The sequence below is a fragment of the Xanthomonas cannabis genome, from assembly GCF_040616535.1.
Classification (GTDB): domain Bacteria; phylum Pseudomonadota; class Gammaproteobacteria; order Xanthomonadales; family Xanthomonadaceae; genus Xanthomonas; species Xanthomonas cannabis.
This window is the reverse complement of record NZ_CP136580.1, coordinates 2,314,480-2,331,666: the sequence shown is the minus strand read 5'-3', so window position 1 is coordinate 2,331,666 and position 17,187 is coordinate 2,314,480. Positions and strand designations below refer to the sequence as shown.

At 61.6% G+C, this 17,187-nt stretch carries 17 protein-coding genes; all 17 read left to right on the top strand.

Annotated features, from left to right (window positions below; all coding sequences use genetic code 11):
• Positions 1–3 precede the first annotated feature (3 nt).
• The 17 genes from RZV17_RS09925 to RZV17_RS09845 all read left to right on the top strand — a co-directional run bounded on the left by RZV17_RS09925 (position 4) and on the right by RZV17_RS09845 (position 17,120).
• Positions 4–387, top strand: coding sequence for a response regulator transcription factor (locus RZV17_RS09925; protein WP_005997154.1), 384 nt, complete (start codon positions 4–6; stop codon positions 385–387).
• The gene (locus RZV17_RS09920) at positions 380–1,864 is read left to right on the top strand and encodes a sigma-54 dependent transcriptional regulator (RefSeq protein WP_166748551.1); all 1,485 of its coding nucleotides are present in this window, start codon (positions 380–382) and stop codon (positions 1,862–1,864) included. The genes RZV17_RS09925 and RZV17_RS09920 overlap by 8 nt, the downstream gene beginning before the upstream one ends.
• 120 nt (positions 1,865–1,984) lie before the next feature.
• The gene (locus RZV17_RS09915) at positions 1,985–3,094 is read left to right on the top strand and encodes a DegT/DnrJ/EryC1/StrS aminotransferase family protein (protein ID WP_047696145.1); all 1,110 of its coding nucleotides are present in this window, start codon (positions 1,985–1,987) and stop codon (positions 3,092–3,094) included.
• A gap of 64 nt (positions 3,095–3,158) precedes the next feature.
• The gene (locus RZV17_RS09910; RefSeq protein ID WP_042822332.1) at positions 3,159–3,383 is read left to right on the top strand and encodes an acyl carrier protein; all 225 of its coding nucleotides are present in this window, start codon (positions 3,159–3,161) and stop codon (positions 3,381–3,383) included.
• Positions 3,384–3,388: 5 nt separating this feature from the next.
• Complete coding sequence (locus RZV17_RS09905; protein ID WP_355609010.1) at positions 3,389–4,429, top strand: ketoacyl-ACP synthase III; 1,041 nt, start codon at positions 3,389–3,391, stop codon at positions 4,427–4,429.
• Positions 4,426–5,199, top strand: a complete 774-nt coding sequence (locus RZV17_RS09900; protein WP_355609007.1) for an SDR family oxidoreductase — start codon at positions 4,426–4,428, stop codon at positions 5,197–5,199. The genes RZV17_RS09905 and RZV17_RS09900 overlap by 4 nt, the downstream gene beginning before the upstream one ends.
• A complete protein-coding gene (locus RZV17_RS09895; RefSeq protein ID WP_355609004.1) occupies positions 5,196–5,948 on the top strand; it encodes an SDR family oxidoreductase in 753 nt (250 codons plus the stop codon). The genes RZV17_RS09900 and RZV17_RS09895 overlap by 4 nt, the downstream gene beginning before the upstream one ends.
• On the top strand, positions 5,948–6,598 hold the full coding sequence (locus RZV17_RS09890) for an acetyltransferase (protein WP_355609002.1): 651 nt from the start codon (positions 5,948–5,950) through the stop codon (positions 6,596–6,598). Before RZV17_RS09895 ends, RZV17_RS09890 begins: the two co-directional genes overlap by 1 nt.
• Before the next feature lie 3 nt (positions 6,599–6,601).
• A complete protein-coding gene (locus RZV17_RS09885) occupies positions 6,602–7,747 on the top strand; it encodes a Rieske 2Fe-2S domain-containing protein (RefSeq protein WP_355608999.1) in 1,146 nt (381 codons plus the stop codon).
• On the top strand, positions 7,737–8,360 hold the full coding sequence (locus tag RZV17_RS09880; protein WP_355608996.1) for a UDP-3-O-(3-hydroxymyristoyl)glucosamine N-acyltransferase: 624 nt from the start codon (positions 7,737–7,739) through the stop codon (positions 8,358–8,360). Before RZV17_RS09885 ends, RZV17_RS09880 begins: the two co-directional genes overlap by 11 nt.
• A gap of 14 nt (positions 8,361–8,374) precedes the next feature.
• Positions 8,375–9,592, top strand: coding sequence for an FkbM family methyltransferase (locus tag RZV17_RS09875; RefSeq protein ID WP_355608993.1), 1,218 nt, complete (start codon positions 8,375–8,377; stop codon positions 9,590–9,592).
• A gap of 26 nt (positions 9,593–9,618) precedes the next feature.
• Positions 9,619–10,086 (top strand): hypothetical protein, encoded by a 468-nt coding sequence (locus RZV17_RS09870; protein ID WP_355608990.1) that lies wholly within the window; start codon positions 9,619–9,621, stop codon positions 10,084–10,086.
• 5 nt (positions 10,087–10,091) lie between these two features.
• Positions 10,092–12,026, top strand: coding sequence for a hypothetical protein (locus tag RZV17_RS09865; protein WP_355608988.1), 1,935 nt, complete (start codon positions 10,092–10,094; stop codon positions 12,024–12,026).
• The gene (locus RZV17_RS09860; RefSeq protein WP_355608985.1) at positions 12,023–12,940 is read left to right on the top strand and encodes a class I SAM-dependent methyltransferase; all 918 of its coding nucleotides are present in this window, start codon (positions 12,023–12,025) and stop codon (positions 12,938–12,940) included. Before RZV17_RS09865 ends, RZV17_RS09860 begins: the two co-directional genes overlap by 4 nt.
• Positions 12,937–13,656, top strand: a complete 720-nt coding sequence (locus tag RZV17_RS09855; protein WP_355608982.1) for an acylneuraminate cytidylyltransferase family protein — start codon at positions 12,937–12,939, stop codon at positions 13,654–13,656. Before RZV17_RS09860 ends, RZV17_RS09855 begins: the two co-directional genes overlap by 4 nt.
• Positions 13,653–14,858, top strand: coding sequence for a polysaccharide pyruvyl transferase family protein (locus RZV17_RS09850; RefSeq protein ID WP_355608980.1), 1,206 nt, complete (start codon positions 13,653–13,655; stop codon positions 14,856–14,858). Before RZV17_RS09855 ends, RZV17_RS09850 begins: the two co-directional genes overlap by 4 nt.
• Before the next feature lie 15 nt (positions 14,859–14,873).
• Positions 14,874–17,120, top strand: coding sequence for an N-acetylneuraminate synthase family protein (locus RZV17_RS09845; protein WP_355608977.1), 2,247 nt, complete (start codon positions 14,874–14,876; stop codon positions 17,118–17,120).
• Positions 17,121–17,187: the final 67 nt, after the last annotated feature.

The window sequence follows — 17,187 nt, the reverse complement described above, 5'->3', positions numbered from 1 at the left end:
ACTATGAGCAAACTCACCGTGCTGCTGGTCGACGACCACGAGGGCTTCATCAACGCTGCGATGCGTCATTTTCGCAAAGTGGAGTGGCTCAACATCGTGGGCAGTGCCGCCAATGGGCTGGAAGCGATCGAGCGCTCTGAGTCGCTGCGCCCCAACGTCGTGCTGATGGACCTGGCGATGCCCGAAATGGGCGGGCTGCAGGCCACGCGTCTGATCAAGACGCAGGACGATCCGCCGTATATTGTCATCGCGAGCCACTTCGACGATGCCGAGCATCGTGAACACGCTCTTCGCGCGGGTGCTGACAATTTTGTCAGCAAGCTGTCCTATATCCAGGAAGTCATGCCAATCCTGGAGGGCCTGACGGAAGGAGCCAGGAATGAGTGAGTCCCGCATTCTGCTGATCGACAGTGACGCCGTGCGCGCCGAGCGCACCGTGTCGCTGCTCGAATTCATGGACTTCAATCCCCGCTGGGTCACCGACGGCGCCGACATCAATCCTGGCCGTCATCGCCACGACGAATGGATGGCGGTGATGGTGGGTTCGGCGCAGGATGCGGCGCAGGCCGACAAGTTCTTCGACTGGCTGGCCGATGCCAAGCTGCCGCCGCCGGTGCTGCTGATGGAAGGCAGCCCGGTCACGTTCGCGCAGACCCACGGCCTGCACGAGGCCAATGTCTGGGCGCTGGATACCCCGTTGCGGCACGCGCAGCTGGAAGCCCTGCTGCGCCGCGCAAGCCTCAAGCGCCTGGATGCCGAGCATCAGGCCGGCGTGCAACAGGACACCGGGCCAACCGGCAACAGCGAGGCGGTGACCCGCCTGCGCCGGCTGATCGACCAGGTGGCCGCGTTCGACACCACCGTTCTGGTGCTGGGCGAGTCCGGTACCGGCAAGGAGGTAGTGGCACGTGCCATCCACCAGCACTCGCCGCGCCGTGATGGGCCGTTTGTCGCCATCAATTGCGGCGCGATCCCGCCGGACCTGCTGGAAAGCGAACTCTTCGGCCATGAGAAAGGCGCGTTCACCGGCGCACTGAGTGCGCGCAAGGGCCGTTTCGAGATGGCCGAAGGCGGCACCCTACTGCTGGACGAGATTGGCGACATGAGCCTGCCGATGCAGGTGAAGCTGCTGCGCGTGCTGCAGGAGCGCAGCTTCGAGCGCGTCGGCGGCGGCCAGACCATCCGCTGCAACGTGCGCGTGATCGCTGCCACCCACCGCAACCTGGAAGCGCGCATCAGCGACGGCCAGTTCCGTGAGGACCTGTTCTACCGTCTCAACGTGTTCCCGATCGAGATGCCGGCGCTGCGCGAGCGCGTGGACGATCTGGCCATGCTGGTGCAGACGATTGCCGGGCAGCTGGCGCGTACCGGCCGTGGCGAAGTGCGCTTTGCCGAGGAAGCCCTGCAGGCGCTGCGCAGCTATGACTGGCCCGGCAATGTGCGCGAACTGACCAACCTGGTGGAGCGCCTGGCTGTGCTGCACCCGGGCGGGCTGGTGCGCGTGCAGGATCTGCCGGCGCGCTATCGCGGCGATTTCGCCTCGGCCATTCCGGTCGAGTTGCCGCCGGAGCCGGCACTGGTGGCCGCGCCCACCGACGTGGCTGCACTGCCGAGCAATGTAGTCACGCTGCAGCCCAAGGCCGCCGATGCGGAACCGGCCTCGGCCGCCAGCCTGCCCGACGACGGCATCGACCTGCGCGGCCATATGGCCAACATCGAACTGGCCTTGATCAACGAGGCGCTGGAACGTACGCAGGGCGTGGTAGCCCACGCAGCGCAACTCCTGGGCCTGCGCCGCACCACGCTGGTCGAAAAGCTGCGCAAGTACGGCATCGACCGCGAGCAGACCGAGCTGGCCAATTGAGCGTGCCGACGCACGCAAGGTCCTGCTCGCTGGCATAGCGCTTGCTTCCTCAGGCGTACACCGTCCGCAGCCATCGGCTGCGGCGGAATCCCGACATCCACCCGCACCAGCGAGGCATTGATGCCCATCCCCGTCACCAGTCCGCTGCTGCCGCCGCTGGAAGAGTTTCTGCCGTATCTGGAACGGATCTGGACCAGCCGCATCGTCAGCAACGGTGGCGAGATGCACCGCGCCCTGGAGCAGGCGTTGTGCGCCTACCTGGGTGTGCCGCATCTGGCGCTGTTGACCAATGGCACCACTGCCTTGATCACCGCATTGCAGGCGCTGCGCATCACTGGCGAAGTGATCACCACGCCCTACTCGTTCGTGGCCACGGCGCATTCGTTGTTGTGGAAAAGCATTACCCCGGTGTTCGTGGACATCGACCCGGTGACGCTCAACATGGACCCGTCCAAGATCGAAGCGGCCATCACCCCGCAGACCACTGCGATCATGCCGGTGCACTGCTATGGCACTGCCTGCGACACCAGTGCGATCACGCGCATCGCCGACATCTACAACCTGAAGGTGATCTACGACGCTGCGCATGCCTTCGGGGTGCGCGATGAGGGCGGCTCGATCCTGCGCCACGGCGACCTGAGCGTGCTGAGCTTTCATGCCACCAAGGTGTTCAACACCTTCGAAGGTGGCGCGATTGTCTGCCCGGACGAAAAAACCTACCAGCGCATCGGGCACCTGAAGAACTTCGGCTTCGTCGACGAAACCACGGTGGTGGCACCGGGCATCAACGGCAAGATGAACGAGATCAGCGCAGCGTTCGGCCTGCTGCAGCTCAAGCACATCGACGAGGCCATTGCGCAACGCAGCGCCATCGATGCGCAGTATCGGCAGCGGCTCAGTGAGGTGCGTGGCATTCAGTGCGTGGCACGCCCGCAACAGTCCAGCGCCAATTACGCGTATTTTCCGATCCTGGTGCAGGACGACTATCCGCTGTCGCGCGATGCCCTGTATCAGTTGATGCGCGAACACGGCATTCTGGTGAGGCGTTACTTCTATCCGTTGATCAGCGACTTCCCGATGTATCGCGCGCTCCCCTCGTCCGCGCCGGCATGGTTGCCGGTAGCGCGTTCGGTGGCTGCGCAAGTATTGTGCTTGCCGATCTTTCCCGGCCTGACCGCCGATCAGGTTGATACCATCGCTGACATCATCGCCGGCGAACAGGCCACATGACCGCAACACGCAACACCGTGTTTCCAGACTCCCGCATCTTCAACAGGCAACCAGGCGAGATCGCATGACCCAGGCAACGTTTATCGAGAACTTCCTCTCCGCCACCGACTTCCAGGAGCCGGTGGAGGTCACGCTGGACACCGTGCTACTGGAATTGCCGGAATGGGATTCGCTGGCGGCGCTCGGCGTGATCGTGATGTTCGACATGGAATACGGCAAGACCATCACCGGCGAAGATCTCACTGCCGCCGTGACCGTAGGCGATCTCTACAAACTGACCGAGGCGTAAGCACCATGCCGACCTCCACGCTGCACAACGTCCGCTTTGCCGGCATGGCGACCTGCGTGCCGAAGCGGGTCGTGTCCAATCTCACCGATTGCCGGCCGCAGATCCGTTCAGAGCGTGAGCGCCTGGTGCGCAACATCGGCATCGAGACCCGGCGCATGTCCCAGCCCTGGCAATGCTTTTCGGACCTGGCCTTCGATGCGACGGAGGTGTTGCTGGAAAAACTGCAGTGGAAGCGCGAGGAGATCGATGCGCTGATCGTGGTTACACAATCGCCGGATTACCCGATTCCGGCCACCGCGATCATCCTGCAGGACAGGCTGGGGCTGTCGCATGCCACGGTTGCCTTCGACGTCAATCTGGGCTGCTCGGCCTACCCGTTCGGCATCAACCTGCTCGGCTCGATGATCGCTGCCGGCGGCGTCAAGAAGGGCTTGCTGCTGGTCGGTGACCGCAGTGCCAATCTGGAAGATCCGATCTTTTCCGATTCCGGTACTGCCACAGCGCTGGAGTTCGACCAGAACGCAGCACCGATGTATTTCGACCTCAACAGCGACGGGAGCGGTTACAGGGCCATCATCCTGCCGGTGGGTGGTCAACGCGAGCCTGTCGCCATTCAGCACCTGCTGCCTTATCGTGAGAACGAGAAGGATCGCTGGCACCAGGCCAACGACCTGCAACTCGATGGCACCGCCGTGCTCAGCTTCTCGACCCAGCGCGTTCCTCCCGCAGTTGAAAAATTGATCGCGTATGCCGGTGTCAGCAAGGATGACATCGATTACTTCGTATTCCACCAGGCTAACCGGATGATCAATGAGACCATTCGCAAGAAGCTCGGCCTTGCGATCGAAAAGGTGCCGTCCACCCTGCGCGACTTCGGCAACACCAGCGGCGCATCGTTGCCCCTCACCATGACTGCACGGATCAACAAGGAACTGGAATCTGGTCCCAAGCGTGTACTGCTTTCAGGCTTCGGGATTGGGTTGTCTTGGGGTACCTGCCTGGTGGATATCGAAGGCGCGGTGTTTCCGGAGTTGATCGAGTCGTGAATTCCGCCCTCGATCCGAACGACTCATTCTCGCTGCAGGGCAAACGCATTCTGGTCACCGGTGCATCCTCAGGCATCGGGCGGCAGATCGCACTGAGCTGCGCGGAGATGGGCGCGCAACTGGTCATCAGCGGCCGCAACGAAGCACGTTTGGCCGAGACCTTCGCCACCCTCGAAGGCACAGGGCATGAGCAGGTGATCGCCAACCTGGACAAGCAAGAGGACATCGACCATCTCGTGGCTTCGGTAGGTGTCCTGGATGGTGTCGCACACGCGGCCGGCATCGCCCGGCTAGCACCATTCCGGATGATCAACCGCGCGCATCTGGACGAAACCTTCGCCAGCAATGTCTATGCACCGCTGCTACTGACGCGCGGCCTGCTGGCGAAAAAGCGCATCAACGCAAAAGGCTCGATCCTATTTATCTCTGCGGTGGGTTCGCACATCGGCCCTGTGGCCACCGCAGCCTACTCGGCCAGCAAGGGGGCGCTGCTCGGCGCAATGCGCACTCTGGCGCTGGAAGTGGCAAAGCACGGTATTCGCGCCAACTGCATCGTGCCCGGCTACGTGCGAACACCGATGCTCGAGGGCCTCAACCAGAGCGGGGCCAACATCGACGAGCACGCCAAACTGACCCCGCTGGGACTGGGCGAACCGGAGGACGTGGCGTACGCGGCAGTGTTTTATCTGTCCGACGCAAGTCGCTGGGTCACCCGCAACTACTTTCTCGTAGATGGTGGCCTGACCGTGCCGATGGACATCTACGCATGAGCAATCCGACTCGCAACGCCTTTTCCCTGACTGGCAAGACCATCCTGGTCACCGGCGCATCGTCCGGCCTTGGCCAGGAAATCGCGCTCACCTGCGCACGGCGCGGCGCGCGCCTGGTCATCAGCGGCCGAGATCCCGAGCGTCTCCAGCAGACCCATGCGCAACTGGCCGGCGACGGGCATGTGCAGGTGCAAGCCGACCTGACTGTGTCGGAGGACCGCGAGCGGCTGGTGCAAGCCAGCCAGCGCATCGACGGCGTCGTGCACTGCTTCGGCGGGCAGATGCTGTCGCCGATCCGACAGCTGAAGGAGGAGCTGATGACGCGCATGTACCAGGTTCATTTCCTGGCACCGGTCATGCTGACGCAGCGTCTGCTGCAATCCAATTCCATTAATGCTCAAGGCTCCATCGTGTTCATGCTGTCCACCTCCGCGCATATTGGTACACGCGGCGTGGGGCCGTACTCGGCAATGAAGTCCGGTCTGTTGGGCATCATCCGGTGCTTGGCGTTGGAACAGGCCAAGCACCGTGTGAGAGTCAATGGGATTTCACCATCGGCGGTGCCCACTCCCCGCCTCTGGGGTGAGGACAATGGACTCAACGAACTCCTGAACCAACAACGCGCGCGCCATCCACTGGGTCTGGGCACACCGAAAGATGTCGCCAACGCTACGGTCTACCTGCTGGCCGACGCCAGCCGTTGGGTCACCGGTACCAGCCTGGTCATGGACGGCGGGGCGGTGCTCTGATGGAGCGCGCACTCATAATCGGCGCCAGCGGCTGGGGCCGCGAAGTCCTGGAGCAAATGCGTGGCGACGCCGGGCATGGCAAGGACTGGCTGATCGGCGGATTCCTGGACAGTCGCACCGATATCCTGGACAGCTACGGTGTCGACACCCCGATCATCGGCGATCCGATGAGCTATGTGCCACAGCTTGACGACGTATTCGTCTGTGCGATGGGCAATCCCTACGACCGCCATCGCTACGCTCTACCGATCCTCGAAAAAGGCGGGCGGTTCATTCCAATCTGCACTGATGTCCGCCTGGGCAGGCGGGTGCACTTCGGACAGGGCTGCTTCTTTGGCCTAATGGTCCATTCCGGGCCGGACGTGCGCATCGGCGACTTTGTCACCATCCATGCCCAGAGCATGCTTGGGCACGATGTACGGATCGGCAACTACGTGCACGTTGGTGCAATGGCTTTTATGGGCGGCGGCGTGCAGATCGGTGACTTCGTTACCGTGCACCCGCGCGCCACACTGATGCCAGGCGTCAAGGTCGGTGACGACGCGGTTATTGGAGCTGGCGCCGTGGTACTGAAGGATGTGCCGGCCGGCGCTACGGTGTTCGGCAATCCTGCCAAAATCGTTTTTCACAAAAATAGACCAACAGACTGATCCATGCGCTCCCGGATGCACCCCAAGTATTACTTGTCGCAGGAGATCTTTGAGCGCGAGCAGCGCAAGATCTTCCGTCGGGTTTGGCTGTTTGCAGGGCTCAAGACACTGTTGCAGGAGAACAACTGCTTCATCACCCGCAAGATCGCGGGCATTCCCCTGGTGATCCAGAACTTCCACGGCCAAATTCGTGCGTTCGAGAACGTCTGCCTCCACCGCAGTGCACTGATTCAAACCGGTGCTATCGGTTGCCGGCCATTGGTCTGCCCCTACCACGCTTGGAGTTACGACGAACAAGGCAAGGTGAAGAACATCCCGGACTGCGAAGCGATCTATCGGCTGGACAGTCGTGAAAAGGACAGCTTGAAGCTGCGCGAATTTTCGCTTCGCACCATCGGCAACCTGCTGTTCGTCAACCTCGATCCCAACCCGTTGCCCATCGAGGAGCAGTTTTCGGCAGACTTCATCAACTTGCTGGAAGGTAGTTCCAACGCCTATGACACTGAGGTGATGGTGACCACCTGGAGTGGCCGATACAACTGGAAACTCGCTTACGAAAATCTTCGGGATGCCAATCACCCGCGCTTCGTCCACCCCAAGACCTTGGCCAAGAGCGTCAGCTTCGTTGCCGAGGTAAACGAAGAGCAAGCTAGGGAGTCCACTGAAGCGTTGCAAGATAGCTCGCCCGCAGCCTTGAGGCGAGAAATGCGTCGCTTCAGTTTCGGCGGCCCGGAAGCACCCATACCCAACCTTCAGCACTTTGGCTGGCACGATAAGGTGGAGCGCTGGGGCGAGCAGGATGCCTACTTTAACTGGTTGGCCTTCCCGAACATGCATATCGCTAGTTCCAACGGCGGCTATTCTTTCACGCTGGAACACCACATCCCCGTCGCACCGGACCGGACCGACCTGGAAATCCATTGGTTTAGCGCACGCAAGAAAGAGGCTTACAGTTCTTCCAGCCAAGTGCTACTGGCACAGATGCACGGCAGCAAGGTGGTGGTGGGCGAAGACGTAGACATCATGGAGCGGGTACAGGCGGCATTGCACACAGACGCCCCGCTACCCACCCAGGGTGCCTATGAATCGATGAATCGCCTGGTCGAACGCTGGTACACGACGCTGATGGAGACCGAACATGAAATCTAGGAGGATCATCGGCAGCAGCGACTATCTCGACCTGGCCTTTCATGCCTGGAAGCAGACGCGGCAGGACGAGATGATCAGCAGGGTCGACGTGCCACAAGACACGGAACACGAATTCGATCTTGGCGTGCTGGATGGGCTGAATCCGACCGACGGGGCCATGTTCGTGGCTTTCGACGAGCGCTTCGGCAACTTCAAGCGCATGGAACTGATGCAGGCAGCAATGGAACGTGGCTTCAAGCTGGAGCCCTTCATCCACCCAAGCGCAGCCATCGGCGCTGGCACGGTCATCGGGCTCAACGCGTTCGTGGGTGCCAATGCTGTCGTCGGGCACGGGTGCAGGATCGACTACAACACCGTCATCCATGCCGGCGCGCACCTCGGAGCGGCATGCCGCGTCAAATCGTCATGCTGGATAGAGAACGGTGTGCAAATTGGTGCGGGGGTCGAAATCGGCAGCAATAGCATCCTGCGCACCGGCGCCATTGTGCGTGGGGGCGTCAAGGTAGGCCGAAGCTGCGAACTTGGGTGGGCTCGCGTCTATGGTGAAGACGTGCCTGCCAAGACCTATTTCGACGCTCGTTACGACAGTCCAATCCATGTTTATGAAACCTGAGCCAGGGGTCAATCATGCAGACCGCTATTCAATTCAAACTAAACATCGACCCGCAGGCAATGGAAGAAACGTTTCATGTCTCCGCCGAGGGCCTGGCTGGTGATCCGATGTTCGGTGTTCCCGAGGATGTTCGCCACCTCGTTGCAAAATTTGGCAACGAAGTCAAGGTGGTCGTCTTAGGAACCAGAGGGTTCGGCGCGCACTTGCTGAACCTGAAGCAGGACCGGCACTGCAATGTGGTCGCCTCGGTGGACGATTTCCGCTATCACTCAGGTGCGCTGTATTACGGCACTCCCATTATCTCGACGGACAAATTCATAGAATTGGCCAAGTCTGGCGATATTATCGCCCTCAATACCTGTCGATATGATGGACCCAAGCGATTTTTTGACCAGGTCTGTAGGCAGCACGGGATTGCTCATATCAACTTTGAACAGGCCGTTCGCGCTTTTTGTCTGCAGGGGCGTGTAGATTTCCGGGTGGACGACTGGGGAAAGGAAATCGTACGTAACGTCTCCAGGTTTCAGCGCTTGGCAAAACGCTTTTCCGATGCCTACTCGACACAAACCCTGTTCTCTGTCCTCAACTTTCACCTAACCTGTAACCCCGAGTACTACCACGAAATCGAGCGCCCCTACACCACTTTGTACTTCCGCTCCGGCCTGCTCCAATTTGGCAACACGGAAAAGATGGTTGATTGCGGCGCATCAATCGGCGAGTCGCTCGCAGGCCTGATTGGCGTCACCAAAGGTCAATTCTCGCGTTCGTGGATGATTGAACCCGATCGAATCAACATCAGAAAATTGAAGAACGTGTTACGCCGCTACGAAGGCACACCTCTGGCGTCCAGAATCAGTCTGCATGACTGCGGCGTAGGCGAGACACAAAGCAGGGTTCCATTCAACCACGAAGGTGGTCACGGCGGCTTCGTCAAACCTTCGAGTGAGGCTTGCGAACCAGCAGACATGATCGACGTACGCCCGATCGACGATGTGATCGACGATGCACCTACCTTCATCAAAATGGATATAGAGGGGTCGGAACTTTCGGCCCTGAAAGGAGCGCAGGGTGCGATTGTTCAGTGCAAGCCAAAAATGGCGATCTCCGCCTATCACAGGGCTACCGACCTGCTGGATCTGAGCGATTTCGCGCTATCGCTGAACCCGGATTACAGGATCGGTGTGCGCCATCACACCCCAGATCGTTGGGATACCTGCCTCTATTTTTATTGACGCTCTGACATAGAATGAGCGTATCAATGACCGACCCAAGCAAGATCTTTATTTTTAACTCATCTCCTTTCGAATACCTTGAAATGTCAAAATTTTTGAAAATAATGAGGCATTCACAAGGTGATATCAGAGACCAGAACATCGAAAAGCGCTGCGTCCCCAATGGTTTTCTGAAAGCGCCGTCCGGGTGCAAGGTGAAGCTTGACCAAATTTTTAGCAAGCTGCATGCAAAGCTCTTAGATCAACGTGCAGAAGAGATCAACAGAACATATTCGTATCGTGTTCGAACGATGAAGGACCCAATCCGGGAAGATTTCCCGGGCATTCCTGCGCTCGCCACTGCGTTTGGACATGACGGTGCGAGCGTCACTGCCGTGCTCTTCAGGCAACGCTCGATCCTTGATATCGGCAGGTGCAACACACGCCCCCACCGCATCATGCCGCGCCAGCCGGACACCGCTCCGGGCAATCTGATCGCGGCGCTGTTGAACTGAACTCCATGCTTGCCATTACGCGTATCGCCTGTGTTCCTGATCTACTGCATCCATCAGGCACGACGTCAGATAGTATTTTCGACCTAGTACGTGAGCCGATACGGCAAGGCTGCGATATCGATATCGGCCATGCGCCCGGCGGCAGGATGCCGCATGGCTTATCGCCAGCATTCGACCAGGCACAGTTCCGGGCGCTCGCTGCTCAAGGAAAGGACCTTGACCCAGATGCTCTGTGGGCCGCGACCTATTGCCGGATGCCGGCAGCCGCGTTGGACTACCTGTTTTCGCATCTAACCGACGAGCTGCTGGTGTTGTCGTACGACATGCCGACCTGGCTTCGCGAGGCCTGCGTCGAGCGCGGCACCGCCTTTCTGGATCTGCGCTACTCGCCGCTGTGCTTCGGCCGGGATCTCTATTTCGCGCTGGACACGTCAATAAGCCCGCTGCGCCAACGCATCGCCGCCCACGCGGTACCCGACGAGGAACTGCGGCTGGAAGCGGCCTTGCTAGGAGCGAATCTGCGCGCACATCGTAGCCGGCTGCAGGAGAGCAAACGGCATATCTTCGACCTCGACGGCACGCTGATCTTTGTCACTCAGCCGGAGTCGGACAGTGCGCTGCTTGCCGAGGATGGGAGTTTTTTGCACGCCGGCGATTTTGTCCAGCGCCTGGATGCGCTGCGGGAACAGCGCAGGCTGCTGTGCATGGTGGACTACTCCGACGCGCACTCGGCACAGGCCGGGGAGCGCACGCGGGCACGTTTGTCTTCGTTGCTGGGCGTGCAGGTTCGCCCCTGCCCACAGAGCGCCTACCAGATCCTCAGCGCGCATGACGATCTCGAGCTTGTCGGCATCTCGGCACCACTGCTTCAGGAGGCAGCGTGGTTCGACAAAGTCGCACACACCCTGGCGCGGCCTTTTACGCCCTTGGCAACGGCGCAAGGCGACGTCGGCTACCTGCAGGTGCACTTCGAGGAGCTCCTTGCTCCGGCGTTCTGGCATGCGGTGCTCACGCCCGATGCCCCTGCACCACGGGTCGCCAGACTAAGGTCCATCGACAGGCATCATGCGCGCGAGACGTTCGATGCCTGGGGTGAACATGAGAAGGCGCTCAACTGGGAGCGCTCCCTGCCCTGGCGCGCGTTTGAGCGCTCCGGTGGCATCGTGCAGCGGCGGCGCATCGCAGCACTGGAACAAGCCCAGGTCGCGGTGGCGCCCAGCGCCAAGCCCGTGCCGGCCAGCGGAATGCGTGGACGTATCCAGCGCATGAAGGACAGCAAGGCCGGACAGACCGCCTACATCCTGGGCAACGCGCCGTCGCTGCAGGACCTGGACATCGATGCGCTGATGGCACGCGAGTCGTTCTGGTGCAACCGCGCCTTCGAACTGGAGGCGCAGGGCTTCGCGTTCCGCCCGGCGTACTACCTGATGCGTGACGCGATCAACTTCCAGACCTGGGCCGAGCGGGTGATGGGTATCCACGCCGGCATTAAATTTTTTGGCAAGGAAGCCTATGCACTGATCGAGAAGCAGTGGCCGGAGGAACTCGCCCGCCAGGACATCGTTGCACTGGAGGTCAGCCAAACGCCGGGGGGATGCATGTTCGATGACCCTGCGCACTTCTCCCATGACCCATCACTCATGCTCTACTCCGGCTATACGGTCGTACTCGATGCGATCCAGTTGGCCTTCTACATGGGATTCTCGCGGGTACTGGTCGGAGGCGTAGACCTGGATTATTCGCAACCCTACTTTCATGGCGGTACGCACAACCGCAGGCAGGAGGACATGGACACGCTTACCGACTACATGCGCCGTTCCTTTGTCGTGGCCAGGCGCCACTTCGAGAACGACGGGCGCCTGCTGGCGAAGATCACACCCTCGCCGCATCTGGCGCTGGAGTGGGTGGACGCGCCAGACGTCAGACGGCAGCGCACATGAGCGCGGACCCGCACGCGCCGCTGCCGCCGTTCGCCGCCGAGCTGGAGGCGCTGGGAATCCTCGTGCGCGAACGGCTGCGCCCGTTCTACCCGCGCGTGCGCGACCGCGACGACATCACGGTGCTGCGCGACCCGCTGAGCGAGGTGATCGTCCTGTCCAGCAGCGCGCACATGTCACTGGACTACTACGCGGCCAAGCCCGAACGCACCGGTCACGCGGTGGACGGTCGCCATGTGGAGACGCCGCGCCTGGAGGACAACATCCGCCGCGCCGAGGCGTTCGGTGCGCTGCTGCGCAACCGGCGGTGGCTGGATTTCGGCTGCGGGCTGGGTGGCATGCTGGATGAGTTCGCCGGGCAGGCGGCGCTGGCCGTGGGCCTGGAACCCAACCGCCAGCGCGCCGCGATTACCGCCGCCAAAGGCCACGCCGTGGTGGGCGACCTGCACCAGATCGGCCCGGGTTCGCTCGACATCGTCAGCATGTTTCATGTGCTTGAACACCTGACCGAGCCCTCGCGCACGCTCGCGCGGTTGCGCGGCACGCTCAAACCCGGCGGCACCTTGCTGATCGAGGTGCCGCATGCGCGCGACGCGCTGTTCACCCTGTACGACTGTGAAGCTTTCAAGGCTTTTACGTTCTGGAGTGAGCACCTGGTCCTGCACACGCGGCAGAGCCTACGGATCCTGCTGGAAAGCGCCGGTTTCGAACAGGTGGAGATCCGCGGGCAGCAGCGCTACCCCTTGTCCAACCACCTGCACTGGCTCAGCAAGCAGGCGCCCGCCGGCCACCAGACATGGGCGTTCCTCGACGCGGAGGGGCTGCACGCGCAGTACGAGGCGGCACTGGCGCGGATCGACCGCACGGACACGCTGATCGCCACGGCGCAGGTGCCATCGGCAAGGGACACAGCATGAGCGGGCGCATCGTGGCGGTAGTGCCGGCGCGTGGAGGCTCAAAGGGCATCGCGCGTAAGAATCTGGTCCCGCTCGGCGGTAGGCCTCTGCTCGCGTGGACCATCACCGCGGCGCTCGAATCGGGTGTCGTGGACCAGGTGGTGGTTTCCACCGACGACCTAGAGATTGGCGAGACGGCGCGTCGATTTGGCGCGGAAACCCCGTTCGTACGCCCGCCCGAGCTGGCCGGCGACGACGTGCATGCCGTGCAGGTCGTCCTGCACGCCCTGCGCTGGCTTGAGGAACACCAGCAATGCGCTCCGCAAGGGGTGATGATGCTGTTGCCCACCAGCCCGCTGCGCAGTGCCGAGGACGTGCGACAGGTCGTGCAGTTGTTCGATCGACAACGAGCCGAAGCAGTGATCAGCGTCGCCGACCTGGGCAAGTACATGACCAACCTGCGCTACCTGGACCAGGAGCGGCTGGAGATGGTGGATCCGGCCCAGAACCGCAACGCGCAACGCCAAGGCCTGCGCAAGCTGTACGGCGTCAACGGTTCGCTTTTCCTGGCCCGGCCGGACGCGCTGCGGCGCGCCGGCACCTTCCATATCGAGGGCGCATTGGGCTATGTGATGGATAGCCTGCGCTCGGTAGACATCAACAGCCAGGCCGACTTGGTCTTGGCGCGGCGACTGCTCGCAGCTTGGCCCGCTCCCAACGGCGATATCGTTCCATGACACTGCACGCGCTCAGAACCCACACCCAGCCGCCCGTCTTCCCCACCATGCTGAGCAGCGGCCGTGCCGGCGCCAAGCGCCTGCTACACATCGGCGTGCACAACTCGGCCAACCGCAACGCCGGCGACACGCTCTTGTTCCCGGTGGTGCGGCACGCCTTCGACAGCCTGATCGGGCCGTTCGACTGGGAACTGCGCCAGGCCTGGCAAGCCTTCGACCTGGAGGACGCGCAGCGCGCCAACCGCGACTTCGACGGTGTGGTGATCGGCGGCGGCGGTCTGCTACTGCGCGACCAGGCCGGCAGCGACGTGTCACGCAGTGGCTGGCAATGGAACAGCTCGGTGGAGGCTGTGCAGGCACTGCGCGTGCCATTGATCGTGTTTGCAATCGGCTACAACCGCTTCCGTGGGCAGCCGGACTTCGACCCTGTGTTTACCGACCATCTGCGTGCGGTCGCCGAGCGAGCCCCGTTCTTCAGCCTGCGCAATAGCGGGTCCATCCAGGCCCTGCAACGCTACCTATCTGACGCGCAGGCCGCACGCCTGCGTCGCCAGTTCTGCCCGACCAACGTGCTGTGGCAGCTCTACCCCGAGCACCGCCGCGCGGCGCAACAGCACGATGCCGGGCAGAGCCAAGTGCTGGCCTTCAACGCCGCGTTCGACCGCGCCGGCCACCGGTTCGGCGACGCGCAACAATCCCTGCTGGCCCGCGTCGCCCACGCCGTGCGCAGCGCCCAGGATCGCGGCTGGCGTATCGTCAACGTCGCCCACAAGAGCGCGGACCGCGAGATCGAGCCCTACCTGGATGCCGCCGAGGTGGACTACGACACCGAGGACCTGACCGATGCCGGTCCGGATGCGGTGATGGCATTCTACGCGCGAGTCGACTTGGCCTTCGGCATGCGCGGGCACGCGCAGATGATCCCGTTCGGCCTGCGCCGCCCGATTCTGTCGCTGATCAGCCACGACAAGATGCGGTTCCTGCTTGATGATATCCAGCGCCCGGCATGGGGCGTGGAGGTCGACAACGAAGCGCTGCCACAAACGCTGGCACGCGTGTTGCATCGCTTGGAAACCGAACGCGCTGCCGTACATGCCGAGATCGCCGTCAGCCAGCAGGCGGTCTGGGAGGAAACCCAAGGCAACCTCGACTGGATCGACCGCACCCTGCTGCACCCAGGTGGCGACGCAGTTACCCGATAGGATTCCATCCCCCGCATGCGCATTACCCGAGACCTCGCAAAACTCGTCATATTTTCCGAGGACAGCCTGATTGCTGCGCTCAACAAGATGAGCGGCAACGCGCAGCGGCTGATTTTCGCTGTGTCCGAGAGCGGCGTCCTGGAAGGCGTACTCACTGATGGAGACCTGCGCCGCTGGCTGACCCAGACCACGCAGATCGATTTGAATGCGCCGGTGTCGCTGGTGATGAACCGGTGCTTCGTGGCCGCGGCCGACACTGATGCGCCCGATGCCATCCGCGCCCTGCTAAGCCACAAGGTGCTGGCGGTCCCGCTGCTGGACCCTAATCAGCGCATCAAGGCGGTGGCACTGTCGGGCAAGGTACGCCTGGAACTTGAGGGGCGCCTGTTGGACGAGGACGCACCCACCTTTGTCATCGCCGAGATCGGGAACAACCACCAGGGCGACCTGGCAACGGCGCTGCGGTTGATCGACGCCGCCGCTGCCGCAGGCGCCGATTGCGCCAAGTTCCAGATGCGCGACCTGCAGACCCTTTACCGCAACGCAGGCGACAGCAACGACGCCAGCGCCGATCTGGGCGCACAGTACACGCTAGACCTGCTCAGCCGCTTTCAGCTCACTGACAGCGACCTGTTCCGTGCGTTCGACCATTGTCGTGCACGTCGCATGGTGCCGCTGTGCACCCCGTGGGATCACACCAGCCTGAGCAAACTCGAGCACTACGGCTTACCAGGCTACAAGGTTGCGTCGGCAGACTTCACCAATTACGAACTGATCGAGGCAATTGCCGCCAGCGGCAAGCCAATGATCTGTTCAACCGGTATGTGCACCGAGGCGGAGATCCTGGATGGGGTGCGCCACCTGCATAGCGTCGGCGCGAACTTCGTGCTGCTGCACTGCAATTCCACCTACCCTGCTCCGTTCAAAGACGTCAATCTCCACTACTTGCGACATTTGAAGGAGATCAGTGGGGGGCTAGTGGGCTACTCAGGCCATGAGCGTGACATCCATGTTGCGGTGGCTGCCGTGGCGTTGGGTGCCAAGGTCATCGAAAAGCACTTCACCCTGGACAGGGAGCAGGAAGGCAACGATCACAAGGTCAGCCTGCTGCCGAGCGAATTTTCGCGCATGGTGGAAGGAATCAGACAGGTGGAACAGGCGCTCGGGACGCACAACCCGCGCCAGGTGTCGCAGGGTGAGTTGATGAACCGCGAGACGCTGGCCAAGAGTTTGGTCGCCGCCTGTGACATCCCCGCCGGCAGCGTGGTGACCGCCGAGATGGTACAAATCCGCAGCCCCGGCCAGGGACTACAGCCCAATCGTAAGCACGAGTTGCTTGGCCGCAGCCTTTCGACATCGAAGAAGTCGGGGGAGTGTTTTTTTCCCAGCGATCTTGGAGAGGGCACCACCAGCGCGCGCGAATACAATTTCGCTTTGCCATGGGGAGTGCCGGTGCGTTACCACGACCTGCACGCGATCAGGGCCCAATCGAACATGGACCTTCTCGAGATCCATCTCAGCTACAAAGACCTGGAACTGGACTTCCGTCCTTTGCTCACTGCACCGCTGGATCTGGGCCTGGTCGTGCACGCCCCGGAACTATTTGCGGGCGACCACACGCTGGACCTATGTTCGCCTGACGACGCGTATCGCCAGCGCTCGGTGCATGAAATGCAGCGCGTCATCGAGCTCGCCCGCGAACTAACACCCTATTTCAAACGTACCGCTTGCCCGCTCATCGTCACCAACGTCGGCGGCTTTAGCCGGTCCGGACATTGTCCTGCCGATGCATTGAGCACGTTGTACGCGCAACTGGAACTGAGCTTGGAGCAACTGGACACGAGCGGAGTCGAGATCCTCCCGCAGACAATGCCACCTTTTCCCTGGCATTTCGGTGGGCAGCAATTCCATAACATTTTCGTTGATGCGGACTCCACGGCCGCGTTCTGCAAGAAACATGGACTGCGCATCTGCCTGGACGTGTCCCATTCCAAACTCGCCTGCAATCATCGCGGCGAATCGTTTGCAGCGTTCGTGCGCACGGTCGCCCCGTATATCGCGCATATGCATCTGGCTGATGCCAGAGGTGTGGATGGCGAAGGTCTCCAGATCGGAGATGGCGAAGTGGATTGGCGAGAATTCCTGACAATCGCTAGCAGTCTCCCGCACAAGCCGAGCTTCATCCCGGAGATATGGCAGGGTCACAAGAATGGCAGCGAAGGCGCGTGGAAAGCGCTAAATCGCCTCCACGCGATGATCTAAACCGTTACTGCCTGTCCGGACCTCCCGCTGTTTGCTATCGACCCCGCCTAAGCGCCTTTTTTCGAAC